This is a genomic window from Bradyrhizobium sp. SZCCHNRI1029 (assembly GCF_032487555.1).
Classification (GTDB): domain Bacteria; phylum Pseudomonadota; class Alphaproteobacteria; order Rhizobiales; family Xanthobacteraceae; genus Bradyrhizobium.
In genome coordinates this window covers 372,668-399,164 of record NZ_JAUEUK010000007.1, presented here as the reverse complement: position 1 = coordinate 399,164, position 26,497 = coordinate 372,668, and the positions used below count along the sequence as shown (strand labels likewise).

The 26,497-nt window shown below is 65.0% G+C and carries 23 protein-coding genes; 13 read left to right on the top strand and 10 right to left on the bottom strand.

Annotation, left to right across the window (positions count from 1 at the left end; genetic code table 11):
• Positions 1-120 precede the first annotated feature (120 nt).
• Complete coding sequence (locus QW861_RS21905; RefSeq protein ID WP_315750810.1) at positions 121-1,008, top strand: branched-chain amino acid aminotransferase; 888 nt, start codon at positions 121-123, stop codon at positions 1,006-1,008.
• A 1-nt stretch (position 1,009) separates the two neighbouring features.
• On the opposite strand, the gene QW861_RS21900 is transcribed toward QW861_RS21905, so the two are convergent.
• The 3 genes from QW861_RS21900 to QW861_RS21890 are packed head-to-tail and all read right to left on the bottom strand — an operon-like array spanning position 1,010 to position 4,087.
• Positions 1,010-1,891 carry an acyl-CoA acyltransferase gene (locus QW861_RS21900; RefSeq protein ID WP_315750812.1) on the bottom strand — a complete coding sequence of 294 codons (882 nt, stop codon included), beginning with the start codon at positions 1,889-1,891 and terminating at the stop codon, positions 1,010-1,012.
• A 39-nt stretch (positions 1,892-1,930) separates the two neighbouring features.
• Positions 1,931-2,893, bottom strand: coding sequence for an amino acid--[acyl-carrier-protein] ligase (locus tag QW861_RS21895; protein ID WP_315717036.1), 963 nt, complete (start codon positions 2,891-2,893; stop codon positions 1,931-1,933).
• Positions 2,894-2,935: 42 nt separating this feature from the next.
• Positions 2,936-4,087, bottom strand: a complete 1,152-nt coding sequence (locus QW861_RS21890; protein WP_409998634.1) for an acyl-CoA dehydrogenase family protein — start codon at positions 4,085-4,087, stop codon at positions 2,936-2,938.
• 417 nt (positions 4,088-4,504) lie between these two features.
• Between QW861_RS21890 and QW861_RS21885 the strand changes: the two genes are divergently transcribed.
• The 3 genes from QW861_RS21885 to mtnA all read left to right on the top strand — a co-directional run bounded on the left by QW861_RS21885 (position 4,505) and on the right by mtnA (position 6,862).
• Positions 4,505-4,777, top strand: a complete 273-nt coding sequence (locus QW861_RS21885) for a phosphopantetheine-binding protein (protein WP_315717167.1) — start codon at positions 4,505-4,507, stop codon at positions 4,775-4,777.
• Between the two features lie 90 nt (positions 4,778-4,867).
• On the top strand, positions 4,868-5,743 hold the full coding sequence (locus tag QW861_RS21880) for an S-methyl-5'-thioadenosine phosphorylase (RefSeq protein WP_315750816.1): 876 nt from the start codon (positions 4,868-4,870) through the stop codon (positions 5,741-5,743).
• A 12-nt stretch (positions 5,744-5,755) separates the two neighbouring features.
• Complete coding sequence (gene mtnA / locus QW861_RS21875) at positions 5,756-6,862, top strand: S-methyl-5-thioribose-1-phosphate isomerase (RefSeq protein WP_315750817.1); 1,107 nt, start codon at positions 5,756-5,758, stop codon at positions 6,860-6,862.
• 89 nt (positions 6,863-6,951) lie between these two features.
• Here the strand turns inward: mtnA and QW861_RS21870 are convergent, their stop codons facing one another.
• Positions 6,952-7,587, bottom strand: a complete 636-nt coding sequence (locus QW861_RS21870) for an HAD-IA family hydrolase (protein WP_315750818.1) — start codon at positions 7,585-7,587, stop codon at positions 6,952-6,954.
• A gap of 90 nt (positions 7,588-7,677) precedes the next feature.
• Here QW861_RS21870 and QW861_RS21865 point away from each other — a divergent pair, with 90 nt between their 5' ends.
• Both QW861_RS21865 and QW861_RS21860 read left to right on the top strand, forming a co-directional pair.
• Positions 7,678-8,448, top strand: a complete 771-nt coding sequence (locus QW861_RS21865; protein ID WP_409998635.1) for a S1 family peptidase — start codon at positions 7,678-7,680, stop codon at positions 8,446-8,448.
• A gap of 110 nt (positions 8,449-8,558) precedes the next feature.
• The gene (locus QW861_RS21860; RefSeq protein ID WP_315750821.1) at positions 8,559-10,061 is read left to right on the top strand and encodes an NAD(P)/FAD-dependent oxidoreductase; all 1,503 of its coding nucleotides are present in this window, start codon (positions 8,559-8,561) and stop codon (positions 10,059-10,061) included.
• A gap of 217 nt (positions 10,062-10,278) precedes the next feature.
• Here the strand turns inward: QW861_RS21860 and QW861_RS21855 are convergent, their stop codons facing one another.
• Together QW861_RS21855 and QW861_RS21850 are read right to left on the bottom strand one after the other, a co-directional pair.
• On the bottom strand, positions 10,279-11,196 hold the full coding sequence (locus QW861_RS21855) for a response regulator transcription factor (protein WP_315750850.1): 918 nt from the start codon (positions 11,194-11,196) through the stop codon (positions 10,279-10,281).
• A complete protein-coding gene (locus QW861_RS21850; RefSeq protein ID WP_316193479.1) occupies positions 11,186-14,560 on the bottom strand; it encodes an ATP-binding protein in 3,375 nt (1,124 codons plus the stop codon). The genes QW861_RS21855 and QW861_RS21850 overlap by 11 nt, the downstream gene beginning before the upstream one ends.
• Positions 14,561-14,746: 186 nt before the next feature.
• Here QW861_RS21850 and urtA point away from each other — a divergent pair, with 186 nt between their 5' ends.
• The 7 genes from urtA to QW861_RS21815 all read left to right on the top strand — a co-directional run bounded on the left by urtA (position 14,747) and on the right by QW861_RS21815 (position 21,719).
• Positions 14,747-16,009 (top strand): urea ABC transporter substrate-binding protein, encoded by a 1,263-nt coding sequence (gene urtA / locus QW861_RS21845; RefSeq protein WP_315750826.1) that lies wholly within the window; start codon positions 14,747-14,749, stop codon positions 16,007-16,009.
• A gap of 241 nt (positions 16,010-16,250) precedes the next feature.
• A complete protein-coding gene (urtB, locus tag QW861_RS21840; protein WP_315751133.1) occupies positions 16,251-17,177 on the top strand; it encodes an urea ABC transporter permease subunit UrtB in 927 nt (308 codons plus the stop codon).
• Between the two features lie 39 nt (positions 17,178-17,216).
• Entirely contained in the window at positions 17,217-18,356 is a 1,140-nt protein-coding gene (gene urtC / locus QW861_RS21835; RefSeq protein ID WP_315751134.1) for an urea ABC transporter permease subunit UrtC, read from the top strand.
• Between the two features lie 10 nt (positions 18,357-18,366).
• On the top strand, positions 18,367-19,122 hold the full coding sequence (gene urtD, locus QW861_RS21830) for an urea ABC transporter ATP-binding protein UrtD (RefSeq protein ID WP_315751135.1): 756 nt from the start codon (positions 18,367-18,369) through the stop codon (positions 19,120-19,122).
• 203 nt (positions 19,123-19,325) lie between these two features.
• Positions 19,326-20,015: an urea ABC transporter ATP-binding subunit UrtE gene (gene urtE, locus QW861_RS21825; protein ID WP_315751136.1), complete on the top strand. Its 690-nt coding sequence runs from the start codon at positions 19,326-19,328 to the stop codon at positions 20,013-20,015.
• 36 nt (positions 20,016-20,051) lie between these two features.
• Positions 20,052-21,281 carry a formamidase gene (gene fmdA / locus QW861_RS21820; protein WP_315717049.1) on the top strand — a complete coding sequence of 410 codons (1,230 nt, stop codon included), beginning with the start codon at positions 20,052-20,054 and terminating at the stop codon, positions 21,279-21,281.
• Between the two features lie 96 nt (positions 21,282-21,377).
• Positions 21,378-21,719: a zinc ribbon domain-containing protein gene (locus QW861_RS21815; RefSeq protein WP_315751138.1), complete on the top strand. Its 342-nt coding sequence runs from the start codon at positions 21,378-21,380 to the stop codon at positions 21,717-21,719.
• 29 nt (positions 21,720-21,748) lie between these two features.
• Here QW861_RS21815 and QW861_RS21810 read toward each other — a convergent pair whose 3' ends face one another.
• The 4 genes from QW861_RS21810 to QW861_RS21795 form a co-directional block, all read right to left on the bottom strand.
• On the bottom strand, positions 21,749-22,573 hold the full coding sequence (locus QW861_RS21810; protein WP_315717051.1) for an MlaD family protein: 825 nt from the start codon (positions 22,571-22,573) through the stop codon (positions 21,749-21,751).
• Positions 22,574-22,629: 56 nt separating this feature from the next.
• Positions 22,630-23,346, bottom strand: a complete 717-nt coding sequence (locus QW861_RS21805) for a DUF1614 domain-containing protein (protein ID WP_316193478.1) — start codon at positions 23,344-23,346, stop codon at positions 22,630-22,632.
• A 113-nt stretch (positions 23,347-23,459) separates the two neighbouring features.
• Complete coding sequence (locus QW861_RS21800; RefSeq protein ID WP_316193477.1) at positions 23,460-24,029, bottom strand: class GN sortase; 570 nt, start codon at positions 24,027-24,029, stop codon at positions 23,460-23,462.
• Between the two features lie 100 nt (positions 24,030-24,129).
• Positions 24,130-26,397 (bottom strand): marine proteobacterial sortase target protein, encoded by a 2,268-nt coding sequence (locus QW861_RS21795; protein ID WP_316193476.1) that lies wholly within the window; start codon positions 26,395-26,397, stop codon positions 24,130-24,132.
• Between the last annotated feature and the right edge of the window lie 100 nt (positions 26,398-26,497).

Below are 26,497 nucleotides of genomic sequence, written 5' to 3'. Positions count from 1 at the left end.
CATCGGGCATTGTGCCCATCAGCAGTGAATCGATCATGAGCGGCAGGTCGCGACCGGGAAATCCTTAAAATATTCACGCCAGAAGTGCAGATACGATCGATGCCGAACGGGAGCGCCGCCATGACCCACATCGTCAAGCCTGTCAGTTACTCGCAGACCTGGACCTTCTTCGACGGCGAATGGCGCGAGGGCAATGCGCCGATCATGGGCGTCCGGACCCACGCGACGTGGCTGGCATCGACCGTGTTCGACGGGGCGCGCGCATTCGAAGGCGTGACGCCTGATCTCGATCGCCACTGCGCGCGCGTGAATCAGTCCGCGATCAATTTCCGGCTCAAGCCCGTGGTGGACGTCGAGACCTGGATGGGGCTGGCGCGGGAGGGCGTCGCGCGCTTCGCAGCAAGAGCCGAGCTCTACATCCGCCCGATGTACTGGGCGCAGCACGGCGCCGGCGGTGGTGTCCTGTTCGATCCCGAGACCACCAATTGGTGCCTGTGCATCTATGAGGCGCCGATGCCGCAGCCGACGGGCAACGCCATCACGCTGTCGCCGTTCCGGCGGCCGACGGCCGAATGCGCGCCGGTCGATGCCAAGGCGGCGTGCCTCTATCCGAACAATTCGCGCGCGCTGATCGAGGCGGCCTCGCGCGGCTTCAACAATTGCCTGATGCTGGATCTGCTCGGCAACGTCGCCGAGTTCGGCAATGCCAACGTGTTCATGGTCAAGGATGGCGTTGTCTTTACGCCGGTGCCGAACGGAACCTTCCTCAACGGGATCACGCGACAGCGCGTGATCGAATTGCTGCGAGGCGACGGCGTCAGTGTGGTCGAGACGACGCTTCGATATGACGATTTTCTGAACGCCGACGAGATATTCTCATCGGGCAACTTCGCCAAGGTCGCGCCGGTGATCCGCATCGACGAGCGGACGATGCCGATCGGTCCGGTGTTCAGCCGTGCGCGCAGGCTGTACTGGGACTATGCGCACCAGGCCAGGGCGGCGGCATAGGTCAGGACCCGTAGATCGGAAGCTCGGTGTCGCTGAGATCGCCGAGCCGCGCCGGCTGCGGCCCCTTGATGTACTTGCGGCCGCGGCGTTCGGTGTAGACGCCGTACAGCCCGGCGACCGGTCCGTTGGCGTCGACGATGACGGACACGCGGCCCCGCAGCAGCAGGAAACGGCCGACGGCGCCGGCGCAGGCGACATAGTCTGAGATGTCGCGGCAATAGATCAGCTGCATGGCGGGCAGTGCGAACCGTCCTTGCCGGATGCGCGCCTGCTGCAGCACCAGGGGAATGCTGCTCTGCTTCGACCTGACCACGATGCTGAGACAGCCATGGCCGGCGTGGCGGATCAGCAGATCCGCTTCGTCGGATGGAATGCCGTCTACAGCGTGCGCATCTGCCGCGACCTGTTGGACTCGAGCGCCCTGGCCCGCAGCCGAGAGTACCGGAATGGAAAACAACAGGCCGCGACAATAGGCACGAAACCCCTGAGCCTCGATGATCGGCCAGGTCCGGCGCGCGGCGCTGATGTTGACGTAGGTGACCTCGGGCCGCCGCTGGGCGATCGCGGTGAGCATCGTCGCGTAGTTGCGGAACGCCGGCTCGACATACCAGCTCGAGAGATTGCACCAGATCCGGGGCTGCGCTGGTGTGCCTCGATTGCTGTAGATCAGCAGCAGGACGCCGACCGCATTGCCGCCCTGCTCGAGCAGGTAGCCGTAGCGTGGATAGCCCTCGGGCGTCGGGCGCGCGGCCTGTCGCTGCAGGCCGCTCGACCAATAGCGGCAGGGGCGCCGGGGAAAGCCGCGCGCCAAGAGATCGGCGACCGCGTCCAGATCGGAGGCTCCGATCTCGCGGCACCGGATCGGTGGCTGGAGCGCGCTCATGAGATGGTCTGCCGATCCCTCGCCGGCGGCTTGGTGGCGTCAGCCGACGGTGCTTGCCTGGCGCTCGAATTGCAGCGCTTCCCGCACGCGCGACGGCCAGCGCGTCGGATCGATGCCGTGGGTGTGGAACAGCGCGACTGCCAGGCGGTCCATGCCGAAGGCCACGCAACCGGTGTGCGCCGGCGCACCGTCGGCATCGTCGATGCCCCAGGTGGTGCCGAAATGCTCGCGATGATAGTTGAAGCTCATGCAGGCGGTGGGCTGCTCCTCCGAGCGCAACGGCACCAGCAGCTCGAATTTCAGCGCCTGCTGCTTCTGGCTGACCGCCTTCATCTGGCCGACGCGGCCGAAGAACGGGTCGCTGGCATGATCGACGCGGAACGACAGGCCGAGATCGCGCGCAATCGCCTGTGCCTTTACCATCCAGCGGTCGCGGAATGCCGAGACGTCGTCGGGCGTGCCGATACAGACATATTCGCGCATCCGGAACGACTGCAGGCGGTCGAGATGACGCGACGGCTCGCGGCGGAAGCAATCGGCCGCGACGTCGAAGCGCAGGCCGCCGACCGGCAGCGCGCCGCGGCTCGCCGCGATCGGATAGACCGGATAGCAGGCCGCGGGCGACAGCACGAGGTCGGCTGGTGACAATGAGGTGGTCCAGTCGCCGCCCTTGTCGAACCGTGCCACGGCTTCATGGATGTCCCGCTCGGTGCCGTGCAGGCCGCAGACGCAGCCGAGCAGGTTGGGGAAACTCTTCAGATAGCCCGACTTTTCGAGCTGGGCGCGGCTCATGACGGGCGGAAAGCGCATGACCTCCGTGCCGGGCTCGCGATGCCGCGTGATGAGCGTCGCGAGCCGCTCCACCACGCCTTCATACAGCGCGGTCCGCGCATAGACGCCATCCGCGCCCATGCGATGGAACAGCGCGCCGGTCAGATGATCGAGCGCGTCGGCCGGCTGGGGTGCAATCTCGGGCGACTGCGGGAGAACGGGAATCGTCATTGTGCAAATCCTGGGTCGAGGCAATGGCTGCAATCGGCGCGATCATTCATGGAGCGAAGTCGGTACCGTGCTCATCAAGTTGGCCGTGGCAATGTTTGCGAGAATACGGTCGTTGTTGATCATGATCGGCGCCGACAGAACGTCGCGCAGGTGGCGGCCGATCGAGAACTCGCCGTCGTTGCGATAGCCCGAGAGACCGCAGGCGCGCATGGCATGCATCACGGTCTCGACGGCAAGTTCAGAGGCCTGCACCTTCAATAGCGTGATGGAGGACTGGAAGTCGAGCGAACCCAGCGCCCGCTCGTCATACTCATGGGCGACGAAGGCATCCATGTTGGTGACGATCATTGCGCGCAGCCGGGCCAGCGCCATCTTCGCCGCGGTGTAATGCGCAGCTGCCGGCGGCATCTGTCCGCCGGCGCCGCGTGCGGCCTTGCGCAGGAAGCGCTGAGCGCGCTCCACGGCAGCCGCAGCGATGCCGGCCCAGGCCGACGACCAGCACAGATGTGCGAACGGCGTCATCGTCTGGCCGTGGATGCGCTCATAGGGCTCGGTGAACATGCGGTCGGAGGGACAACTCACCTCGAGCGCGAATCCTGTTGAGCAGGTGCCGCGCATGCCCAGCGTTTCCCAGCCAAGGGTGCGCGAGATCGTGTAGTCGTCCCTGGTCAGCGCCAGCAGCACCTGATCGGAGGCGGCGGCGCCGTCGGCGCGCCGTGCAATCGTGACGAGGCCATCGGCTTCCGCGCCATAGGAGATGACCGTGGCGTCGCGCTTCAGCGAGATGCGGCCATTCTCGTGGCCGACGGCCGCAGCGCTTGCGCGGATGTTGCCGCCGTTCTGTCCCTCGGTGGTGGACGAGGCCATCAGCAGCTGCTCGGATGCGATACGGCGCATCAGGGATTCCATGTAGGCGCTGCCGCGGCCGTGACGCACCAGGCAGGCGACCTTGGTCTGGTGCATGGCGAAGATCATGGCGCTGGAGGCGCAGGCGCGGCCGAGCGCATAGCAGGCATCGGCAATGTCGTGAATCGAGGCACCGAAGCCACCGAACTCGACCGGAATCTGCATCCCGAGCAGCTTGTGCTCGCGTGACGCTTCGATTGCTGCCTTCGGGAAGCGGCCGTCACGGTCGACCTCGTCGGCTTCCGCGGCGGCCCGCGCGGCAACAGCGGCGGTCCGCTGCAGGAACATGTCGCTGCGATCGAGCAGGAGGCTCTCGCCATCGTCGGGGATCGGGTTTCGAAGCGCGGTTCCCTGGAGAGTCATGACCGATCGATACTCCGGATTTTGTCTCGTTGAGAGATCGGCACGTGCGTCCTCGCAAGATCAGGACAGATGCACTGCGCCTTCTTTGGGCTGCACGCAGGGTATGGATTTGATTCAAATACGTCGACGAAATTCAGGGTAAACGCCGCGCCATCGACGGGTGGGGGTTAATTCCTGGTTGTTTTGGTCCGAGAATTCTAGACCAAGCCGTTAGCGTTAAGACGAGTTCAGACTTGGAACGGGCTGCGGCGTAACTCTTTCGACGCCGAATTGCATTATCTCCCTGCGCGAGCGTCGATCAGATCCGACGTGCCCGAACAAGCCGCGAGTGAAGAGGTCCCCATGCCGAGTTTCGATGTCGATGTCAGTCACAGGATCGTGGCGCTCGTGCGCGATATCCTCGCGCAGAACGCCACGGCCGCCGACGTGACGGCGGATGCAAAGCTCGTCGACATCGGGCTGACGTCCATGGACATGGTCAACCTGATGCTGGCGCTTGAGGCGGAGTTCGATTTCACCATTCCGCAGGAGCTGATCACGCCGGAGAACTTCCAGTCTGTCGCCACGCTGGAGCGTCTGGTGAGCGGTCAGCTGGCGGCAGCCAAGGCTGCCTGATCCAGTTGCCACGCCCCACGGATCACCGCGTCGCTGTTTTCAATTCGTCGCAAAGCTGGCATTCTCGTCTCGGTTGGAGATGGGGACGTCATGACGAAGGCTGTGCTTGGCATTATCGGCGGCTCAGGCATCTATGATCTGCCGGGACTGGAAGATGCCCGCGAAGAGGTGATCGCGAGCCCCTGGGGTGAGCCGTCGGCGCCGGTACGCCGGGGGACGATCGCGGGCCTGCCGATCGTGTTCCTGCCGCGCCATGACAAGGGACACCGGCTGTCCCCCTCCGACATCAATTATCGCGCCAACATCGACGTGCTGAAGCGCGCTGGCGTCACCGACCTGGTGTCGCTGTCGGCCTGCGGCTCGTTCAAGGAAGAGCTCCCGCCGGGTACCTTCGTGCTGGTCGATCAGTTCGTCGATCGCACCTACAAGCGCGAGAGCTCGTTTTTCGGCAAGGGGTGCGTCGCCCACGTGTCGATGGCGCATCCGGTTTCGCCGCGGTTGCGCATTCATCTGGCGGCGGCGGCCGAGGCGGAAGGCATCGCGGTCGTGCGCGGCGGCACCTATGTCTGCATGGAGGGGCCGCAATTCTCGACCTATGCCGAGAGCATGACCTACAAGGCGTCAGGCTATTCGGTGATCGGCATGACTAACATGCCGGAGGCGAAGCTCGCCCGCGAGGCCGAGATCTGTTACGCGACGGTCGCAATGGCGACCGACTTCGACTGCTGGCATCCGGATCATGACGCCGTTACCGTGCAGGACATCATTCGCGTGCTCACCACCAACGCCGACAAGGCCAAATCACTGGTCTCGCGGCTCGCCCGCGAGTTTCCGCGCGAGCACGAACCGTGCCCGATCGGCTCCGACCGTGCGCTCGACACAGCCTTGATCACTGCGCCGGAGGCGCGCGATCCCGAGCTTCTGAAGAAGCTCGATGCGGTCGCAGGCCGTATCTTGCGCGGCTGAGGGGGATCGAACATGAAGGTGGACGGCCGGCACTATCGCAGCATCTGGCTCGACTCCGACGGCTGGTCGGTCTGCGCGATCGATCAGCGCCGATTGCCGCACGAGTTCGTGGTGGCGAAGATCACGACATGCGAGGAGGCCGCTGACGCGATCCGCGGCATGCTGGTCCGCGGTGCGCCGCTCATCGGCGCTACCGCCGCGTTCGGCATGGCGCTGGCGATGCGCGACGACCGCTCCGATCCCGGCATCGACCGCGCCTACCAGATGCTGATCGCGACGCGGCCGACGGCGATCAACCTGAAATGGGCGCTCGACACGATGAGCACCATGCTGCGCCGGCTGGCGCCGTCGGAGCGTCGCGATGCGGCCTATTCCCGCGCCGTCGACATTGCCGGCGAGGACGTCACGATCAACCAGGGCATCGCCGCGCACGGCTTCGCGCTGATCGAGGCGGCCGCGGCGCGCAAGAAGCCGGGCGAAGTCGTGAACGTGCTGACCCACTGCAATGCCGGCTGGCTTGCGACCGTTGATTGGGGCACGGCGACCGCGCCGATCTATCTCGCGCACGATCGCGACATTCCGATCCATGTCTGGGTCGACGAGACCCGGCCGCGCAATCAGGGCGCCTCGCTGACTGCCTGGGAACTCGGGCATCACGGCGTGGCGCATACCGTCATCCCGGACAACACTGGCGGCCATCTCATGCAGCATGGGATGGTCGATCTCGCCATCGTCGGCACCGACCGCGTCGCCGCCAATGGCGACGTCTGCAACAAGATCGGCACCTATCTAAAGGCGCTGGCCGCGCATGACAATGGTGTGCCGTTCTATGTCGCGCTGCCGTCGCCCACGATCGACTTTGCCGTTGCCGAGGGACGGCAGATCCCGATCGAACAGCGCAGTGCGCAGGAAGTGACCGAGATGACCGGCCGCACCGCCGACGGCCGCATCGAGACCGTGCGCATCGTGCCGCCGGGATCGCCAGTCGCGAACTACGGCTTCGACGTCACCCCGGCCCGGCTGGTGAGCGGGCTGATCACCGAGCGTGGCGTGCTGCGGGCCGACGGCGCAGCACTGGCGGCGGCTTTTCCGGAGCGGGCCAAACAGACGAACTATTGAGATCAGCGTCGTTGCGAGCGCAGCGACGCAATCAAGAATCCCACGAAGCCTCCGGATTGCTTCGGCGCAAGTTCGCCGCGCAATGACGATCAGCGCAGGCTCAATCCCGTCGCCGCTTCCAGCTCCGCGATCGCCTGCGATGCGCTGACGACCTTGATCGTGGTCATGCCCATCTCGCGCGCCGGCTTCAGGTTGATGCCGAGATCGTCGAGGTAGACGCAGTCCGCGGGGCTGACTCCGAGCGTCTCGGTCATCATCTGGTAGATCCGGGGATCGGGCTTGCGCAGCCCGATCTTGGCCGATTCGATCACGTGATCGAACAGCACCATCACCTCCGCGACGTACAACGAGCGGCCGCCCTGGCTGCCGGTTGCGTTCGCCGGGAGATTGTTGGTGATGCAGCCGGTCTTGCATTCCGCCTTGATGCGTCGGAGCGCCTCGACCATGTCGGGCCGGAGATCGCCGGCGAGCAGCGGCAGCACCTCGCGCCCGCTGACCGCTGCGCCACCGAGTGCCAGCGACTCCTCGGCAAACAACCTATCAAACGTCTCGAGGTCGATTTCGGCGCGCTCGAATTTCGCCCAGGCGTTCTCGAGATGGTTGGCGGCATTGGTGTTGCGGATGATGTCGACGGGATAGCCGCGCTCCTTCTCGAACCGCGCGAATGCCTCGAACGGCGATGTCGTCATCACGCCACCGAAATCAAAGATCACCGCCTCGACCATGTCAGTCCCGTCCTCCCTCGATCCCTGGATGATCGCTAGCACGGGACGCCGCACTTGGCGACCTCGGCGGCAGCCGCTATTGCTGCCGCGATGAAGCCGTCTCACGCAATCATTGCAGCCGCCGTCCTGCTGGCGCCATCGCCAATCCTTGCCATCGTCGGCAACGCGCCGGCGCTGAATGACGGCATCGGCCGCTCCGTGGTCACGATCGTCGGCTCGCGCGGCAATTTTTGCAGCGGCGCGCTGATTGCTCCGAAGCTGGTGCTGACCGCCGGACATTGCGTGCAGCCGGGGCTCGATTACCGCATCGTGGAATACGATCGTGACCGCAAGCCGGTTCTCAAGACGGTCCGGCGGGTGGCGGTGCATCCGAGCTTCAGCGTGCAGGCCATTCTGGCGCATCGCGCCACCGCCGATGTCGCACTGCTGGAATTGGAGGCGCCCGCGGAGGCGCGCGTGCCGGTGGCGCTCGGCGTGCCGCAGCCGCCGCTTGCCGCCGGCAACGCGTTCACGGTCGCGGGGATCGGCGTCGCGATTCCCGGCGACGGCAAGAGCGGCGGCGTGGTGCGTGGGGCTGCGTTGGTTGCGACGGGCAAGCCAGGCACGTTGCAGATCCGGCTGGTCGATCCGGCGACGCAAGGCGCGCGGTCCGGACTGGGCGGATGTACCGGCGACTCCGGCGGCCCTGCGTTCGAGACGCAGCCGCGGGGTCAGGTGCTGATCGGCGTCATCTCATGGTCGACCGGACCGAATCTCGGCGCCGGCTGCGGCGGCATGACCGGCGTCACGCCGCTCACGCTATATCGCGATTGGGTCGCACAAATCGCGCGGCAATGGGGCATGCCGCTCAGCGGAAATTGAGATCGTTCAGGGCTGGGTTGAGGCTCGCCGTCGCGGGTTGACCATCGTCGTGATCGGGTTCAGCCTGTCACGCGAGGAAACACCATCAAGACCAAAGCCCAGGGACTCACATGAACGTCATCGCGCCCATCCGGGAGGCCGCGTCCTCGCACGCGACCGAACACTTCGACGTGCTGATCGTCGGCGCCGGCATCTCCGGCATCGGCAGCGCCTATCAGCTGAGCAGGCAGATGCCCGACAAGCGTTTCGTGATCCTGGAGAGCCAGGACAGCTTCGGCGGCACCTGGCGGACGCACCGCTATCCCGGCATCCGCTCCGACAGCGACCTGCATACGTTCGGCTACAGCTTCAAGCCATGGGTCGGGCCGCCGATCGCGACCGCGGAAGAGATCCTCAAATACATGGGTGACGTGATCGAGGAGAACGATCTCGGCCGGCACATTCGCTATGGCCACCGCATCGTGTCGGCGAGCTGGTCGAGCGCGACCGGTCTCTGGACGGTGCAGGCGGTGAAGGGCAGGGATCAGCAGCCCGCCACCTTTACAACGAATTTCCTCTGGATGTGCCAGGGCTACTACCGCCACTCGAAGGGCTACACGCCGGAGTGGCCGGACATGGCGGAGTTCAAGGGCCGCATCGTGCATCCGCAGGTGTGGCCCGAGGATCTCGATCTCACGGGCAAGCAGGTCGTGGTCATCGGCTCCGGTGCGACCGCCGCGACCATCCTGCCATCGATCGCGGGCCAATGCGCACACGTGACCATGCTGCAGCGCTCGCCGACCTACTTCCGCATCGGCCGCAATGCGATCGAGCTGGCCGAGGAGCTGCGGAGACTGCAGGTGAAGGAGGAATGGATCCATGAGATCGTCAGGCGCAAGATCCTGTTCGAACAGGATTGGTTCACCAAGCGCTGCCTGACCGAGCCAGACCAGGTGAAGAAGGAGCTGATCGGCCAGATCAGCGCCATCCTCGGACCCGACTACACCGCCAAGCACTTCACGCCGAGCTACCGTCCGTGGCGGCAGCGCATCGCCTTCGTACCGGACGCCGACCTGTTCGAAGGCATCAAGAGCGGAAAGGCTTCGGTCGTGACCGACGAGATCGAGCGGTTCACGCAAGACGGCATCAAGCTGAAGTCCGGCGACGAGCTCAAGGCCGACATCATCGTCACCGCGACCGGCTTCGATCTTTGCGTGCTCGGCGATATCGCATTCTCCATTGACGGCAAGCCGCTCGACTTCGCCGACACCGTGACCTATCGCGGCATGATGTTCACCGGCGTGCCGAACCTGGCCTGGGTGTTCGGCTATTTCCGCGCCAGTTGGACGTTGCGCACGGACCTCGTCGCGGATTTCGTGTGCCGCCTGCTCGCGCACATGAAGGAAAAAGGCGTGAGCAAGGTCGTGCCGGCGTTGCGCCCGGAGGATCACAACATGCCGCTGCTGCCATGGATCGACCCGGAGAACTTCAACCCCGGCTACATGATGCGCAACATGCACCTGCTGCCCAAGCGCGGCGATAAGCCGGAGTGGCAGCACAGCCAGGACTATTGGAGCGAGAAGGACCAGATCCCGGCAATCGATCTGGATGATCCGGCGTTCGTGTATGGGTGAGCCTTTGACGGCCGGTGTGCCGCTCCAAAGACGGCGTCGTCCCCGCGAAAGCGGGGATCCATAGCCACCGGCAGGTGTGTTGGGCACAACGTCAACTTTCGTCCCGCCTCAAGCGGCATCACGCGGTATCGGTCCCGGGTCGGCGCCCGCCGGCGCTTCGCGCCGCAGGGCTTGCGCGGGACGGCAGTGATGGTTGGGGCACGCTGGTCGGCCCGCCTCATCCCTCCCGCCGCGTCACCCCCGTCGCGACCGCCGCGGCGGCGGTGCGGTTCTCGACGCCGAGCTTGGCGTAGATCTGCTCGAGGTGCTTGTCGACCGTGCGCGGACTCAGTCCCAGGATCTGCGCGATGTCGCGGTTGGTCTTGCCCTTGGAGAGCCATGACAGCACCTCGCCCTCGCGCGTGGTGAGACCGAACTCGCTGGAGAACTCCTTGGGCAGCTCACCGGAGGACTCCTTGGCGAGCCGCAGCAGGAACTCGTTGGGCCCGGCTCCGCCCATGTAGTAGAGGCGCAGTTCGGGATGATCCGGGATCGAAGCGGCGGCCTTCGCACCGCCCTTGCCGTTCTGCGCCTGATCCAGCCACAGCCGCAGCGCCTCCGGCAGCACGAGGTCGTCGGCGGTGCCAAGACTGTCCGACAGCAGCTTCTGCGCCTGCGGCGTTGCCCACATCAGCCGTCCCTCACGGTTGACGGCAAGCAGGAAGCGGCCGGAGACATCGAGTGCGGCGCGCGCGCTCTGCGTCATCCGGGCGTTCGCGAGATGCACGCGAATGCGCGCCAGCATTTCCGAGACCGCGATGGGCTTGGTGACGTAATCGACGCCGCCGGCCTCCAGTCCTTTCACGATATGCTCGGTATCGGCGAGCCCGGTCATGAAGATCACGGGGACGTTGGAGAGGCCGGCCTCGCGCTTCAGCTTGCGGCACGTTTCGAAGCCGTCCATGCCCGGCATGACCGCGTCGAGCAGGATGATGTCCGGCGTGATCTGGTCGACGATGCGCATCGCGGCCGCGCCGTCGAGCGCCACCATCACGGTCATGCCGGCGCTATCCAGCGCGTCGGTGAGCAGCCGAAGCGTTTCTGGCGAGTCGTCGACCACCAGCGCGACGTCACGCTTCCTGCTGTCAGTGCTCATAGGCATGCAAGGTCTTCAGAGTTGCCATGTACTGATCGAGATCGAAGCGGTCAACAAGCGTGCGCATATGTGCGACGAAGTCGGCATGCTCCGGATGCGCATTGCGGATCTCGTCGAGCTTGAGCTGAATGGCCCTGATGTAGCCGATCTGGCCGAGGCTCATCAACTCCTCGACATAGTTGAGCGGGGGCCTGGATCCGGTGTCCGGCCGCCAGCGTGGCGGAACCACGGGGATATCGGTCTGGTAGCTCCATTCGAGCTTCAGCAATTGACGTATCGCCTCCAGCAGCCTTGGGATGTCGATCGGCTTCATCAGGTAGCTGTCGTGAAATGGTTGCGCCAACGGCCGGCCGTGCGCTTCGAGCGCGCTCGCAGATGTCATCAGGATCCGGGCCTGATGATGACCGCTGTTGCGCAAGGTCTCGGCCACTGTCCAGCCGTCCATGCCGGGCATCGAGATGTCCAGAATGAACAGATCCGGCTGGCAGTGTTGTGCGAGCGCGAGGCAGGCGGGACCGTCGGGCGCGCTCAGCAGGATGAAGCCGAGCGGCGTCAGCACCTCGCGCAGGAGGTCGCGATGCACAGGATCATCGTCGGTGATCAGAATCGTCCTGCGCGGCCCGAGATAGCCGGCCACCGGCGCCTTCACCGGGGGATGCCGTGTCGGGTTGGTGACCTCCGACAGCAGGATCTTGACCTTGAACGTGCTGCCCGCGCCGACTTTGCTCACGACCTTGATGTCGCCGCCCATGACGCCGGCGAGCAGACGGCTGATCGTCAGGCCGAGCCCCGTACCTGTCTGCGGCTGCGCAATTCCGAGCGCGCCGCGCTCGAAGGGCGCGAAGATGCGCTCCAGATCGTCAGGCTGGATCCCCGGACCGGTGTCGATCACCTCGAATTCGGCCACCGGGCTCCGATAATGCACGACGAACTGGACGCTGCCTTCCCCAGTGAATTTGATGGCATTCGACAGCAGGTTGATCAGGATCTGGCGCAGCCGCTTCTCGTCGGCATAGACGACCAGCGGCAGTACGGCAGGCCGCTTGAACACGAAGTCGACGCCCTTCGCCGCAGCCTGCAATCGGAACATGCCCACGAGCTGATCGAGGAATTCGCTCAGGCGGACCTCGTCGCGCGACAGATAAAGTCGCCCGGCCTCGATCTTGGAAATATCGAGAATGCCGTCGATCAGGCCGGACAGATGATCGGCGCTGCGGCGGACGACGCGGACCTGGTCCCGCGGCTTCGGTGCGAGGCTCGTGTCCTGCTCGAGCAGTTGCGCATAGCCGGAGATCGCGTTCAGCGGCGAGCGCAGCTCATGGCTGAGGCCGACGACATAGCGGCTCTTGGCGAGATTGGCCGACTCCGCCACCTCCTTGGCGCGTTGCAGCTCGGCGTCAGTGCGCTTGTGCGCCTCGATCTCCTGAATCAACAGCTGCGTCTGCCGGCGTGTCTCGGCCTCGGCGGCGCGACGGCTCTGCTGCGCCAGCACGAACAGCCAGGTCACCACGCCGATGATGATGGACAGGGCGAAGAACACCTTCCACAGCACGTCGGAGATGATGCCCTTGAAGCCCGGGAGCGCCGCCGAGGTCTCCAGATAGATCATGCCGAGCGTCAGTGCGACGAGCCCGGCCGATGTCAGAAATACACCGACATAGTGACCGAGCTGCGAGTTGATCTTGGCCAGCAACGGCTCTGGCAGCATGCCGCTGAGCGCCGCTGCGACCTGCGCCTGTGCCCGCGCGTGCGGCTTGCAAAGGTCGTGGCAGCGGGCGTCGAGCGAGCAGCACAGCGAGCAGATCGGACCCGCATAGGCCGGGCAAGAGGCGGTGTCCTCCGGCTCGAACTGATGCTCACAGATGCAGCATTGGATCCGCTCGATGTTCTGCCAGCTCCGCTTTGGCTTGCGTGCCAGATAGTATTTGCCGTCGGTCAGATAGGCGATCGCAGGCGCGGTGACGAGCGCGACGCCGAGCGCGACGAAGGTCGACAGCGCCTTTCCGGTCGGCCCGAACAGGCCATAGAAGGCGCTGATCGAGACGATCGTCGCGATCGTCATCGCGCCGACACCGACCGGGTTGATGTCGTAGAGATGGGCTCGCTTGAACTCCATCTGCGGCGGGCGCAGGCCCAGCGGCTTGTTGATCACGAGGTCGGCGACCAGCGCGCCGACCCAGGAGATCGCGATGTTGGAGTACAGCGCCAGCGTTTGCTCCAGCGCCTTGTAGACGCCGATCTCCATCAGCAGCAGCGCGACGACGACGTTGAACACCAGCCAGACCACGCGGCCGGGGTGGCTGTGGGTCAGGCGGGAGAAGAAGTTCGACCAGGCGATCGAGCCGGCATAGGCATTGGTGACGTTGATCTTGATCTGGGAGACGATCACGAAGGTGCCGGTCAACGCAAGCGCCAGGTCCGGCCGGGCCAAGACATAGCGGAACGCCTCCAGATACATGTGCGCGGGTTCGGCGGCGTGGTCGGCGGAGACTCCGTGGCTCAGCGCGAAGAAGGCGAGGAACGAGCCTGCCAGTAGCTTCAGTGCCCCGAGCACGATCCAGCCAGGTCCGGCCGACAGCAGCGCGATCCACCACGAACGCTTCGATGTGCGGCTGTCGCGCGGCAGGAAGCGCAGGAAGTCGACCTGCTCGCCGATCTGGGCGACCAGCGAGAACACGACCGCCGCCGCGGTCCCGAACAGCGCCAGATCGAGATGGCCCATGGGATCGCCGTGCTCGCCGGGAAACTGCTGCCATTCGACAAAGGAGTGCGGGCTGGCATAGGCGATTGCGGCAAAGGGCAGGATGTGCAGCACGACCCATAGCGGTTGCGTCCATAGCTGGAAGCGACTGATCAGGGTGATGCCGTAGGTGACGAGCGGGATGATGACGACGGCGCTGATGAGATAGCCGATCGGCCGGGGAATGCCGAAGCACATCTCCAGCGCCGAAGCCAGGATGACCGCCTCGATGGCGAAGAAGATGAAGGTGAACGACGCGTAGATCAGCGAGGTGACGGTCGAGCCGATATAGCCGAAGCCGGCGCCGCGGGTCAGCAGGTCGATGTCGATGCCGCATTTGGCCGCATGATAGGCGATCGGCAGGCCGCAACAGAAGATGATGACGCTGGCGACCAGGATCGCGGCGGTCGCGTTGGTGACGCCATAGTTCAGCGTAATGGTGCCGCCGATGGCCTCGAGTGCGAGGAACGAGATCGCGCCCAGCGCGGTGTTGGCGACGCGGGCGGCCGACCAGCGCCGTGCGCTCTTGGCCGTGAAACGGAGCGCATAGTCCTCCAACGTCTGGTTGGCGACCCACTGGTTGTATTGGCGCCTGACGCGGTCGATCCGCTGCCGCCCTGCCACTCTCGAACTCCTCACCCGCGAGCGCTTGTCCGCACGCTCGTCCTGCCCCTCGCAAGACTTACGCAGAGCCTACGTCGCGCTTCTGCGGTGCAGTATACGCAATCTTGCGTATCCGTGCGTTGCACAAAGCGCGCCATCCTTCGTCTGACCCAACGCGTGTCCTCGAACCAAATGAATGGGGTGCTCATGTCAGACGAAACGAAAAAGGGCCTGAAGTCGCCGCTTCGGCGGCAGTTGCTGATGGGAATGGCCGCGATCCCGGCGCTGGCCATGATGCCGCGGCCGTCCTTCGGCGCCGGCCCCGCAACCTCCGCTGTCAACACCACCGGCCTTGCAGTCACGGATAGCGAAGTCACCGTCGGTATTCTGCATTCGGTCACAGGCACCATGGCGATCTCCGAGACCGGGTCAGTGCAGGCCGAGAAGCTCGCGATCGAGCAGATCAATGCCGCGGGCGGTGTGCTCGGCCGCAAGATCAAGTACATCCAGGAAGACGGCGCGTCCGACTGGCCGACCTTCGCCGAGAAGGCGAAGAAGCTGCTGGTCAACGACAAATGCGCCGCCGTGATGGGCTGCTGGACCTCTGCCTCGCGCAAGGCGGTGCTGCCGGTGTTCGAGCAGTACAACGGCATGCTGTACTACCCGACCTTCTACGAAGGCCTCGAGCAGTCCAAGAACGTCATCTACACCGGCCAGGAAGCCACCCAGCAGATCATCGCCGGCCTCGACTGGGTCAACAAGACCAAGGGCGCGAAGACCTTCTATCTGCTCGGCTCCGACTACATCTGGCCGCGCACCTCGAACAAGATCGCGCGCAAGCACATCGAGGGCCATCTGCAGGGCTGCAAGGTCGTCGGCGAGGAATACTTCCCGCTCGGCCACACCCAGTTCAATTCGGTCATCAACAAGATCAAGCTGACCAAGCCGGACGTGATCTACGCGATCATCGTCGGCGGCTCCAACGTCGCGTTCTACAAGCAGCTCAAGGCGGCCGGCATCGACATGTCGAAGCAGACGCTGCTCACCATCTCCGTGACCGAGGACGAAATCGACGGCATCGGCGGCGAGAACATCGCGGGCGCCTACGCCTGCATGAAGTACTTCCAGTCGCTCGACAATCCGAACAACAAGGCCTTCGTCGCCGAATTCAAGAAGATGTGGGGCGAGAAGACCGTCATCGGCGACGTGACGCAAGCCGCTTACCTCGGTCCGTGGCTGTGGAAGCTGACGGTGGAAAAGGCCGGCAGCTTCGACATCGACAAGGTCGCCGCCGCCTCGCCTGGCATCGAGTTCAAGGGCGCGCCGGAAGGCTACGTTCGGATCCACGAGAACCACCATCTCTGGTCCAAGACCCGCGTCGGCCGCGCCAAGGCGGATGGTCAGTATGAGCTGATCTACGAGACCGCCGACTTGGTCGAGCCCGATCCGTTTCCGAAGGGCTACCAGTGAGCTGATCTGTCGCGTCTCATAGCAACAGGCGAATGAGATCGCTGATGCTGCTGCGCGGGAAGTGCGCTCCCTCCCCCCTTGTGGGGGAGGGCTGGGGAGGGGGGGTACCCCACCCGCAGCTCGGCGCGGAGGCCCCCCTCCCTAGCCCTCCCCCACAAGGGGGGAGGGAGCGATCTTGGCTGCGGACACACTGTGCCGGCGCCGATCCATTTTGCAGCAGGGCATCACGAGAGGACGGATCATGTTCGGTGACTATTCCATCGGCGACCTCGGGGCCATCTTCGCGATGCAGGGCTTCGCGGGCCTCATCCTGTTTTCGGTCTATGTGCTGATGGCGCTGGGGCTTGCCATCATCTTCGGCCAGATGGGCGTCATCAACATGGCGCATGGCGAGTTCATGATCCTCGGCGCCTACGTCACCTGGATGACGTCGAACGCCTTCCAGCATTTCCTGCCCTCGTTGTTTCCTGGCTCCTTCTTCGTCGCGATGATCTTCGCCTTCATCGCCTCCGGATCCCTCGGCATGCTGGTCGAGTGGGCGATGATCCGCCGTCTCTACAGGCGGCCACTCGACACGCTGCTCGCCACCTGGGGTCTCAGCCTGATCCTGCAGCAGGCCTATCGTTCCGTGTTCGGCGCGCGCGAGGTCGGCGTCGAGTTGCCGGATTGGATGATGGGCTCTTGGCAGGCGACCGACGCCATCCAGATCCCAATCAACGGCATGTTCGTGATGTGCTTGACCATCCTGATCACGATCGTCGTGGCCTACGTGCTGTTCCTGTCGCGCTGGGGCAAGCAGGTGCGCGCTGTGGTGCAGAACCGCGTCATGGCGGGCGCCGTCGGCATCAACACCGAGAAAGTCGACCGCTACACCTTCGGCCTCGGCTGCGGCATCGCCGGGGTCGCCGGCTCCGCCTTCACCATGATCGGCTCGACCGGTCCGACCGCCGGACAGCTCTACATCGTCGATACGTTCCTGGTCGTCGTGTTCGGCGGCGCCGCCAGCCTGCTCGGTACCATCGCATCGGCCTTCACCATCTCCCAGGCGCAGTCGACCATGGAGTTCTTCATGTCCGGCTCGATGGCCAAGGTGCTCACGCTGTTGGCGATCGTCGCGATCCTGATGCTGCGCCCCCAGGGGCTGTTTGCCCTGAAGGTCCGCAAGTAGCCGAAACGCGCAGGGAATAGGGAATCAGAAGGCACGGTCATGATCATCAACACGCGCTTCTTCAACCGCTCCGAGCTCATCGGCTTCGCTTCGCTGCTGCTGCTGCTCGTCGTCATCCTGCCGCTGGCACTCGACATCTTCCGCCTCAACCTCGTCGCGAAGTATCTGACGTATTCCTTCGTCGCGATCGGCCTGGTGCTGTGCTGGGGCTATGGCGGCATTCTCAGCCTCGGGCAGGGCGTGTTCTTCGGCCTTGGCGGCTACTGCATGGCGATGTTCCTCAAGCTGGAAGCCTCCAGCGTCGCCAACACCAAGATCCAGTCGACGCCGGGCATTCCGGACTTCATGGATTGGAATCAGCTGACGCAGCTGCCGTTCTTCTGGAAGCCGTTCCAGAGTTTCCCGTTCGCGCTCGCCGCGATCATCCTGGTGCCGGCGATCTTCGCCTTCATCATCGGCGCTGCGATGTTCAAGCGGCGGGTCGGCGGCGTGTACTTCGCAATCATCACCCAGGCGATCGCGGCGATCATGACGATCCTGATCGTGGGACAGCAGGGTTACACCGGCGGCATCAACGGCATCACCGACCTGCGCACGCTGCACGGCTGGGACATCCGCACCGACCACGCCAAGTACATCCTCTACTTCGTCGAGGTGTTCTTCCTGTTCGCAGCGATCCTCGTCGCCCAGTTCATCCGGCTGACCAAGCTCGGCCGCATCCTGGTGGCGATGCGTGAGCAGGAGGACCGGGTCCGCTTCTCAGGCTACAGCGTCGCCAATTTCAAGATCTTTGCTTTCTGCGCGGCCGCCGTGTTCGCCGCAGTCGGCGGCGCGCTGTTCACCTTGGAAGTCGGCTTCATGTCGCCGTCCTTTGTCGGCATCGTGCCGTCGATCGAGATGGTGATCTACACCGCGGTCGGCGGCCGGCTCTCGATCTTCGGCGCGGTCTACGGCTCGCTCCTCGTCAACTTTGCCAAGACCAGCCTCTCGGAGACGTTCCCGCAGCTCTGGCTGTTTGGCCTGGGAGCGCTGTTCATCGCCGTCGTCCTCGCTTTCCCAAACGGCCTCGCCGGCATCTGGGGCGACTACGTGCAGCCGCGCATCGACAAGCTACTGGCCTCCCGCACCAAGAAATCCGGCAATGGCGGCCTCGTCGCCAACGGCGCCCCCGCAGAGTGAGGACACAGCGATGCTCATCGGTCATCAGCCCAAGGAATTCCTGCTCGCGGTCGAAGCGCTCACCGTGTCGTTCGACGGCTTCAAGGCGGTCAACGATCTCTCCTTCTATGTCGAGGAGAACGAGATCCGCGTGATCATCGGCCCGAACGGCGCAGGCAAGACCACTGTGCTCGACCTGATCTGCGGAAAGACCAAGGCGACCTCGGGCTCGATCCAGTTCCGCGGCAAGGAGCTGACGAAGCTGCGCGAGAACGAGATCGTCAAGGCCGGCGTCGGCCGCAAGTTCCAGACGCCGTCGGTGTTCGAGGATCTCACCGTGTTCGAGAATCTCGAGATCTCGTTTCCGCGCGGTCGCACCGTTTTCGGCTCGCTGACTTTCCAGCGTGACGCCGCAGTCAAGGATCGCGTCGAGGAGGTCGCCGAGATGATCTTCCTCAAGGATCGTCTCAAGACCTCGGCGGCCGTGCTCAGCCACGGTCAGAAGCAGTGGCTCGAGATCGGCATGCTGCTGATCCAGAACCCGGACCTTCTGATGCTCGACGAGCCCGTCGCCGGCATGAGCGTCAGCGAGCGCGCCAAGACCGCCGAGCTGCTGAATCGCATCATCAAGGACCGCTCGGTGCTCGTCATCGAGCACGACATGAAGTTCGTCGAGGACATTGCTCACAAGGTCACCGTGCTGCACCAGGGCCAGATCCTGTCCGAGGGCACGATGGAGCGGGTCAAGAACGACCCCAAGGTCGTCGAAGTCTATCTGGGGCACTGAGCCGATGCTCGGGAAATCGCTCGATCCACACCCTCGCTGCGCCCCCCCTCCCCCTTGCGGGGAGGGGTCGGGGGTGGGGGTCCACACGGGCAGTCTCGCCCGGAGCCCCCCCTCCCCAACCCTCCCCCACAAGGGGGGAGGGAGCTTAGTGCCAATGCCGCTCGATCGGCCGTCTCACTCCCTCTTGCATAGGAAGATATCCGATGCTCGCAATCTCCGATCTCCATGTCGCCTATGGCCAGAGCGAGGTGCTGCATGGCCTGAACGTCAAGGTCGCGCCCAACGAGATCGTTGCGATCATGGGGCGCAACGGCATGGGCAAGACCACGCTGATGAAGTCGCTGATGGGCATCCTGCCGGCCAAGAGCGGTTCGATCGCGATGGACGGCGCCGAGCTCGCAAGCCTGAAGAGCTATGAGCGTGTCGCCAAGGGCCTCGCTTACGTGCCGCAGGGCCGCATGATCTTCTCGACCATGACGGTGAAGGAGAACATCGAGACCGGGCTCGTCGTGTCCGGCGGGTCCGAGGTGCCCGGCGACATCTACGAGCTGTTCCCGGTGCTGCTCGAGATGAAGGGACGCCGTGGCGGCAATCTCTCCGGCGGCCAGCAGCAGCAGCTCGCGATCGCGCGCGCGCTCGCCACCAAGCCGAAGGTGCTGCTGCTCGACGAGCCGACCGAGGGCATCCAGCCGTCGATCATCAAGGAGATGGCGCGCACCCTGAAGCGCATCCGCGACGAGAAGGGGTTGTCGATCGTCGTCTCCGAGCAGGTGCTGAGCTTTGCGCTCGACATCGCCGACCGCGTGCTGGTGATCGAGAACGGCGAGATCGTCCGCGACGATCCGCGCGACCAGGTCGATGCTGCGCAGGTCTCGAAATATCTGTCCGTCTAACCACTCCGTGCAAGCAAGTAACAAGGGGAGCTTCTGATGCCTGACACACTGATCAAGGTCGATCTGACCAAATCGGCCTACGAGAACGACAAGGTCCACAACCGCTGGCACCCGGACATTCCGATGGTGGAGTGGGTCAATCCGGGTGACGACTTCATCATCGAGACCTATGACTGGACCGGCGGCTTCATCAAGAACAACGACTCCGCCGACGACGTGCGCGACATCGATTTGTCGATCGTGCACTTCCTGTCGGGCCCGATCGGTGTCAAGGGCGCCGAGCCGGGCGACCTCCTGGTCGTCGACCTGCTCGATGTCGGTCCGCTGAAGGAGAGCCTGTGGGGCTTCAACGGCTTCTTCTCCAAGCAAAACGGCGGCGGCTTCCTGACCGACCATTTCCCGCTGGCGCAGAAGTCGATCTGGGACATCAAGGGCCTCTATACCTCGTCGCGCCACGTGCCCGGCGTGAACTTCGCTGGCCTCATCCATCCCGGCCTGATCGGCTGTCTGCCCGATCCGAAGCTGCTCGCGACCTGGAACGAGCGCGAGACCGCGCTGATCGCCACCAACCCGACCCGCGTGCCCGGCCTTGCCAACCCGCCGTTCGCGCCGACCGCGCATGCCGGCCAGGCCAAGGGCGACGTCAAGGCCAAGATCGGCGCCGAGGGCGCCCGCACCGTGCCGCCGCGCGAGCATGGCGGCAATTGCGACATCAAGGACCTGTCGCGCGGCTCGAAGATCTACTTCCCGGTCTACGTGCCCGGCGGCGGCCTCTCGATGGGCGACCTGCACTTCAGCCAGGGCGACGGTGAGATCACCTTCTGCGGCGCCATCGAGATGGCGGGCTGGCTGCACATCAAGGTCGACGTCATCAAGGATGGTGTAGCGAAGTACGGCATCAAGAACCCGATCTTCAAGCCGTCGCCGATCACGCCCAATTATCGCGACTACCTGATCTTCGAGGGCATCTCGGTCGATGAGACCGGCAAGCAGCACTATCTGGACGTCCACATCGCCTATCGCCAGGCGTGTCTCAACGCCATCGAGTACCTGAAGAAGTTCGGCTACTCCGGCGCCCAGGCCTATTCGATCCTGGGCACCGCGCCGGTGCAGGGCCACATCTCCGGCGTGGTCGACGTGCCCAACGCCTGCGCCACCTTGTGGCTGCCGACCGAGATCTTCGACTTCGACGTGATGCCGTCGTCGGCGGGTCCGATCAAGCACATCAAGGGCGACATCCAGATGCCGATCTCGCCGGACAAATAGCGGTCTCCCTGCGCGATGGGTGCGGGACGGCAGCGTATCGGCCGCCCCGCATCCGCCGCGTGAGATGGAGATGATTGTTGCGCAGGAGAAGAGACGATGCCGGTCTATGAATATCTCTGTGATGCATGCGGTCCGTTCACGGACATGCGTCCGATGGCGGAATGTGATGAGCCGCAGGTCTGTCCGCAATGCCAGGACATGGCGCCGCGCGTGATCCTCACCGCGCCCGCCTTCGCCTGCATGCCGGCGGAGCGGCGCACGGCGCATGCCACCAACGAGCGCAGCCGTCACGCGCCGCAGACGGTGGCCGAGTACAAGGCCAAACACGGTGCAGGCTGCGGCTGCTGCGGGCCTAAGAAATCGCCGCGGCTGATGACCAAGACCAGGAGCGGCGCCAAGGGCTTTCCGACGGCGCGGCCCTGGATGATCAGCCACTGAACGAACGCGAGGGGCGGCGCGTCCGCCCCTCAGCGTGACGCCGGCACGCGGCGCGGACCCGGACCCGCCGGCTGGCCGCCGAACTTGACGGTCATCGCATTGGCGCCGTCGCTGATGTCGACCAGCGTCTTGCGGCTGTCGTCGATCACCTTGGCAGATTTGCGCTTGAAGCCGTCGACCAGCTCGCGCATCGACTTGATCTGGTCGAACAGCTGGCCGGGATTGCCGTCGGCAAATCCGGGAATGGCGCCGTCGATCTTGGTCACGAGCGTGTCGAAGCCCTTGAAGATGTCCTCGGCCTTGTCGATCGCGGAATCGAACGCCGCGGTCTTCGCCTGCAGCGAGGCGGTCTCGCTCTCGAAGCTCTGTAGCGCCTCCTTGATGGCCGGTGCGTTGCTGACGACGTATTTGTCGATGTTGTGCACCGTCTCGACCATCGTCTCCTGATCCTTCAGGTCCGCCGTCAGCACCGGCACGCCGTCGCGATCGAGCGGCACCGGCGGCGCCGTCGGCGCGCCGCCGACCAGCGAGATCGCGGCGATGCCGGTCAGGCCCTGGAACTCGATGCCGGCGGTGGTGTCCTTGCGGATCGGCGCGGACTTGTCGAGCGTGATCATGGCAACGATCTTGCGCGGGCTTTCCAGATTGATCGACAGGATCTGCCCGGCCTGCACGCCGTCGAAATTCACCGGCCCGCCCTTGCGCAGGCCCGCGGCCGAGCCGCCGTCGAACACGACGCGCATCATGCTGCGCTGCTCGGCAAGGCGATGCTTCTGCTTGATCAGGACGCCGCTGATCCCGGCCGCAACGGCCGCGATCGTCAGGGTTCCCACGATGAGATTGATCGCGCGCATTCCGTGCCCACTGCTGTCTCGCTCGATTTTAGCCGCTATGTCTCCCGGTTGAAAGCTCAGCGCGCAAGGCCCGGCCGGGAGGGCGCGGCGAGGCCGGCCAGCAGCACCGCCAGGATACCGGTGAGAAAAATGCCATCGAACGTCCCGGCACCGCCGATCGAGGCCACGGGCGCGCCAAGGCTGCCGATCTTGTCGAGGTTCATCAGGTCGGCGCCGACCAGCGTGCCCATCGAGCCGCCGATATAGGCCAGCGGCGCGGCATATTCGCGCGACAGCAGGAACGCCAGGATCGCGGTCACGACGACCGGCGCGAAGACCGGCACGGCGATGCCGACGCCCTCCACCGGCGTCGCCATCGCGTGGATGATCACGGCGATCACCAGCACCGCGATCGCGGCGCGCAGCCAGAGCTGGTAGCGCAGCATGAGATAGGTCGACATGATCGTCGGGATCACGGCGCCGCCGACATTCACAGCGAGCAGGGTGCCGGGCCATTGATGCACCAGCGGCACGACATATTGCATGCCGAAAAAGTCGATGATCTCGCCGGAGCGCGCGACCTGCCCAGGCAGCATGGTGATCGGAATGTTGAAATAGCTGCCGACCAGCGAGCCGAACAGCAGCAGCATCGCCGTGCCCGAGCTGACGCCGAGCTTCATGTAGGCGTAGCGCAGGATGCCGAGCTGGATCAGGACGATCAGGACGCCGAACGCCAGCACCAAGATGGCGAAGAAGGCCGGCGTGATTGGCAGATACTGGACCTGGGAATGCATGTCGGAAGCGCTTGGGTGTGAGCCTTGCTGAGCCCGTGGGATCATCCCACGGGAGCGGCAGGGTGACAAATGGGCATTCGTCGCCTGGTTCCCAAGAGCGGCCATGCTCGTGTTCATTCGCCCGCAGCGATCATTGTGGCGTGCAGCACATAACGCTCCGGCCCCTGTGTCAGGGCGTCGAATGGCCAGCAGGTCGACAGCACCAGTTCGGCGCTGTCGGTCCCTGGATCGATCCCCGAGGCATCGAAGCGCACCACACGGGCGGCGTCGGCGCGATAGCGGAACGTCTTGCCGTCACGCCTGACGATGTCGATCTCGTCGCCGATTTTGATGTCGCGCAGGAAGCGGAAATGCGTGTCGCGGTGCGCGGAGTACACCACGACGCCCGGCTCGCCCGGCTCGGCGCTGCCTTCGACATGGCCGGCACCGAAGGCTAGCGCCTGGCCGCTGGAGCCGGCCAGCGCGATGGTGGAGACGCCGAGGCGCTTCACTTCGATGCGCGCCACCGGGACGGTGTCGGCCCAGGACCACGGCTTCACCGGATGGCTTGTAGCGATGGTTTGGCTGAACGCGCGGTCGAGCAGCGCTTGCGCGAGAACGGCCTTGGCGTGGATGAAGGCGCCGTGGCCGAACAGGATGACGCCGATCAGTGCTATCGCGAGAGGGATGAGGAAGCGGGGCATTGTCTCTCCTCCCGTCATTGCGAGGAGCGAAGCGACGGAGCAATCCAGAGTCGGGTCCTGAGCCCTGGATTGCTTCGTTTCGCTCGCAATGACGTGCTCCTTAGTTGGCAACTCGCCGCCTGATCGCGACCAGCCAGATCAGTTCGAGCATCAGCACGCCCAACCCGAGCAGCATGCTCAGCTCGGCATCGGTCGCCGTCTTCGGCAGGGTGATCGTCGCGGGCGACGCTGGCACCACCGGTCGCTTCACCGCGGCGAGCTGGACGTCGCCGTTGGCCTCAGCGCGGCGCTCGTTCTGCATTGCCGGCACCCGGCCGTGCTCGCCGAACACCTTCTCGAAGTCCCAGCCGGCCGGCAGGTTGATCGGCAACTCGGCGAGCCTCAGCGGCTCGCCGTCGGGACGGCGCGGCGTCTTGTCGACGGCGACGAGGCTGGTCAGGCGCGTCACCAACTGATGCTCCAGCGCCAGCTTGAGAATGGCGCCGTCGGCTTCCTCCGGCGTCATCTGCCGCATGGTCCTGGCCACCTCGGCGTCGCCGATCTTGCGCCGCGCCCACAGCTTTGAGAGGCCCTTGCCCTCGGCGGCGCCGGACAGCGGCAACGTGATGGTCCATGGCTGGTCGCCGATGCGGCCCTTGAGCTGCAGCGATCCGGCGAGACGGTCGATCTTGGCGGCGAGCACGAGCGGCTCGTTGCGATAGACGTCCGGCAGCACGGCTGGCGTGAGATCGGCGGAGGCCTCCGAGAAGCTCGCGCTGAGCCCGGTCACGATCGGGTTCTCGAGCTTGGCGAAGAGATCGCGCATGCGCCCCTCGACCTGCTCGACCGAGCCGATATGGGTGAAGGCGCCGCGGCCAAGCTCTGAGGCGCGGGTCATCAGATAGGTGTTCGGCGCCGAGCCGATGCCGACCATGAAGATGCGCGAGCGGCCGCGCATTGCGGTAATGGTCTCGAATAGCTGCTGCTCGTTGCCGATGGCGCCATCGGTGAGGAATACCACCTGTCGCACGCGGTCGCCGTCGCTGCCATCATCGGTCAGCGCCGCGCGCATCGCCGGCACCATCTCGGTGCCGCCGCGCGCGTCCAGCGAACTCACGAAGCTGGTGGCGCTGCCGACATGCTCGGCATCGGCCGGCACCGAGGCGGGGAAGAGCACCGTCATGGTGTCGTCGAAGCGGATCACGTTGAAGCGATCGTTCGGCTGCAGCCGTCCCAGCGCATAGAGCAGGCTGGCCTTGGCCTGGCGGATCGAGGTGCCGCCCATCGAGCCGGAATTGTCGATCACGAAGATGACGTCGCGCGGCTGCGGGCGCTGCGCCGTTGCAGCCACCGCCGGCGGCGTGACGAAGGCGAGCAGATAGTCGGCGTCGCCAACCTGCTCGTGAAACAGCCCGACCGACGGCATCGTCGCAGCGGCCGGCTTCCAGGTCAGCTCGAAGTCGCGGTCGGCCGGCACCACGCCCTCGGCCAGGGTGACGACTCGCGTCTTCGCATCGGGGCTGTCGATCGTCACCTGGTGATGGTGGCTCTTGACCTCGCCGAGCGCAAAGCCGGCCTGCAGCCGCACCGCGATCCTGGTTGGATTGACCGGATCATTCTTGGCCGGATCGAGCACCTCCGGGGAGATGCGTTTGCGGTCCGGTACCGGATCGTTCGCAGCGGCGCCCCAGCCGTTGCTATCAGGGCGCAAATCGACGCTCTGCACGATCGGCGCCGGATTGTAGCGCGGCGCGACGACCAGCGGCACCCGCAGCGAGAATTCGCCGGCCGCCTGCGCCACCGGCTGCTGATATTCGATCTGCACCAGCACGGTTTCGCCGGGGCCGATATTGGCGAGCGAGTTGGTGAAGATGTTCGGCCGCTCCTGCTCGGTCAGCGCCGCGGTCTTGCCGTCGCGCTTGGCCTGCTCGTAGATCACCTTGGCCTGTTCGCGCGGCTTGATGTCGCCGACCACGACGCGGTCGCCGACGATCATCTTCAGCGAGTCCACCGCGCTGTCCGGCGGCAGCGGATAGACATAGACCGCCTCCATCCATTGCGAACTCGTGTTCTTGAACAGTTGCGTCACGCGCGCCCGCGCCGTCGGCCCCGACACGACGATATCGACGTCGATGCCGAGCCGCGGCGCCTCGGCGTAACCGGCGTCGCTCTTGAACAGCAGCGCCCCGGAGCGGGCATCGCCCGGCCTGGTCAGCGGCGCCAGCGGCCCTTCGGCGGACCAGCCAGGGGTGACGCTGAGAAACAGCGCCGTGAAGCCGACCAGCAGCACGGCGGCGGCCTGCAGCAGCAGGAATAGCAGCATGGTCACGATCCACGACCGGACCGGATGGGTGCTGCTTCTGATATCGTGGTCCATCGTCTCGCTCATCATTGGCTCCGCAACGAACAATTTCGGCATGCCGACACTGAGCGCAGCCCGCCAGCGCCGCGAGCGGAATGGTCGGTCTTGTTCGGCCGCCGCCCGCCCG

What these genes read in the sequence shown, in the direction of transcription:
- QW861_RS21905 (WP_315750810.1), top strand. Translation starts at nt 121, where the DNA reads ATGACCCACATCGTCAAGCCTGTCAGTTACTCGCAGACCTGGACCTTC.
- QW861_RS21900 (WP_315750812.1), bottom strand. Translation starts at nt 1,891, where the DNA reads ATGAGCGCGCTCCAGCCACCGATCCGGTGCCGCGAGATCGGAGCCTCC.
- QW861_RS21895 (WP_315717036.1), bottom strand. Translation starts at nt 2,893, where the DNA reads ATGACGATTCCCGTTCTCCCGCAGTCGCCCGAGATTGCACCCCAGCCG.
- QW861_RS21890 (WP_409998634.1), bottom strand. Translation starts at nt 4,087, where the DNA reads ATGTTCCTGCAGCGGACCGCCGCTGTTGCCGCGCGGGCCGCCGCGGAA.
- QW861_RS21885 (WP_315717167.1), top strand. Translation starts at nt 4,505, where the DNA reads ATGCCGAGTTTCGATGTCGATGTCAGTCACAGGATCGTGGCGCTCGTG.
- QW861_RS21880 (WP_315750816.1), top strand. Translation starts at nt 4,868, where the DNA reads ATGACGAAGGCTGTGCTTGGCATTATCGGCGGCTCAGGCATCTATGAT.
- mtnA (WP_315750817.1), top strand. Translation starts at nt 5,756, where the DNA reads ATGAAGGTGGACGGCCGGCACTATCGCAGCATCTGGCTCGACTCCGAC.
- QW861_RS21870 (WP_315750818.1), bottom strand. Translation starts at nt 7,587, where the DNA reads ATGGTCGAGGCGGTGATCTTTGATTTCGGTGGCGTGATGACGACATCG.
- QW861_RS21865 (WP_409998635.1), top strand. Translation starts at nt 7,678, where the DNA reads ATGAAGCCGTCTCACGCAATCATTGCAGCCGCCGTCCTGCTGGCGCCA.
- QW861_RS21860 (WP_315750821.1), top strand. Translation starts at nt 8,559, where the DNA reads ATGAACGTCATCGCGCCCATCCGGGAGGCCGCGTCCTCGCACGCGACC.
- QW861_RS21855 (WP_315750850.1), bottom strand. Translation starts at nt 11,196, where the DNA reads ATGAGCACTGACAGCAGGAAGCGTGACGTCGCGCTGGTGGTCGACGAC.
- urtA (WP_315750826.1), top strand. Translation starts at nt 14,747, where the DNA reads ATGTCAGACGAAACGAAAAAGGGCCTGAAGTCGCCGCTTCGGCGGCAG.
- urtB (WP_315751133.1), top strand. Translation starts at nt 16,251, where the DNA reads ATGTTCGGTGACTATTCCATCGGCGACCTCGGGGCCATCTTCGCGATG.
- urtC (WP_315751134.1), top strand. Translation starts at nt 17,217, where the DNA reads ATGATCATCAACACGCGCTTCTTCAACCGCTCCGAGCTCATCGGCTTC.
- urtD (WP_315751135.1), top strand. Translation starts at nt 18,367, where the DNA reads ATGCTCATCGGTCATCAGCCCAAGGAATTCCTGCTCGCGGTCGAAGCG.
- urtE (WP_315751136.1), top strand. Translation starts at nt 19,326, where the DNA reads ATGCTCGCAATCTCCGATCTCCATGTCGCCTATGGCCAGAGCGAGGTG.
- fmdA (WP_315717049.1), top strand. Translation starts at nt 20,052, where the DNA reads ATGCCTGACACACTGATCAAGGTCGATCTGACCAAATCGGCCTACGAG.
- QW861_RS21815 (WP_315751138.1), top strand. Translation starts at nt 21,378, where the DNA reads ATGCCGGTCTATGAATATCTCTGTGATGCATGCGGTCCGTTCACGGAC.
- QW861_RS21810 (WP_315717051.1), bottom strand. Translation starts at nt 22,573, where the DNA reads ATGCGCGCGATCAATCTCATCGTGGGAACCCTGACGATCGCGGCCGTT.
- QW861_RS21805 (WP_316193478.1), bottom strand. Translation starts at nt 23,346, where the DNA reads ATGCATTCCCAGGTCCAGTATCTGCCAATCACGCCGGCCTTCTTCGCC.
- QW861_RS21800 (WP_316193477.1), bottom strand. Translation starts at nt 24,029, where the DNA reads ATGCCCCGCTTCCTCATCCCTCTCGCGATAGCACTGATCGGCGTCATC.
- QW861_RS21795 (WP_316193476.1), bottom strand. Translation starts at nt 26,397, where the DNA reads ATGAGCGAGACGATGGACCACGATATCAGAAGCAGCACCCATCCGGTC.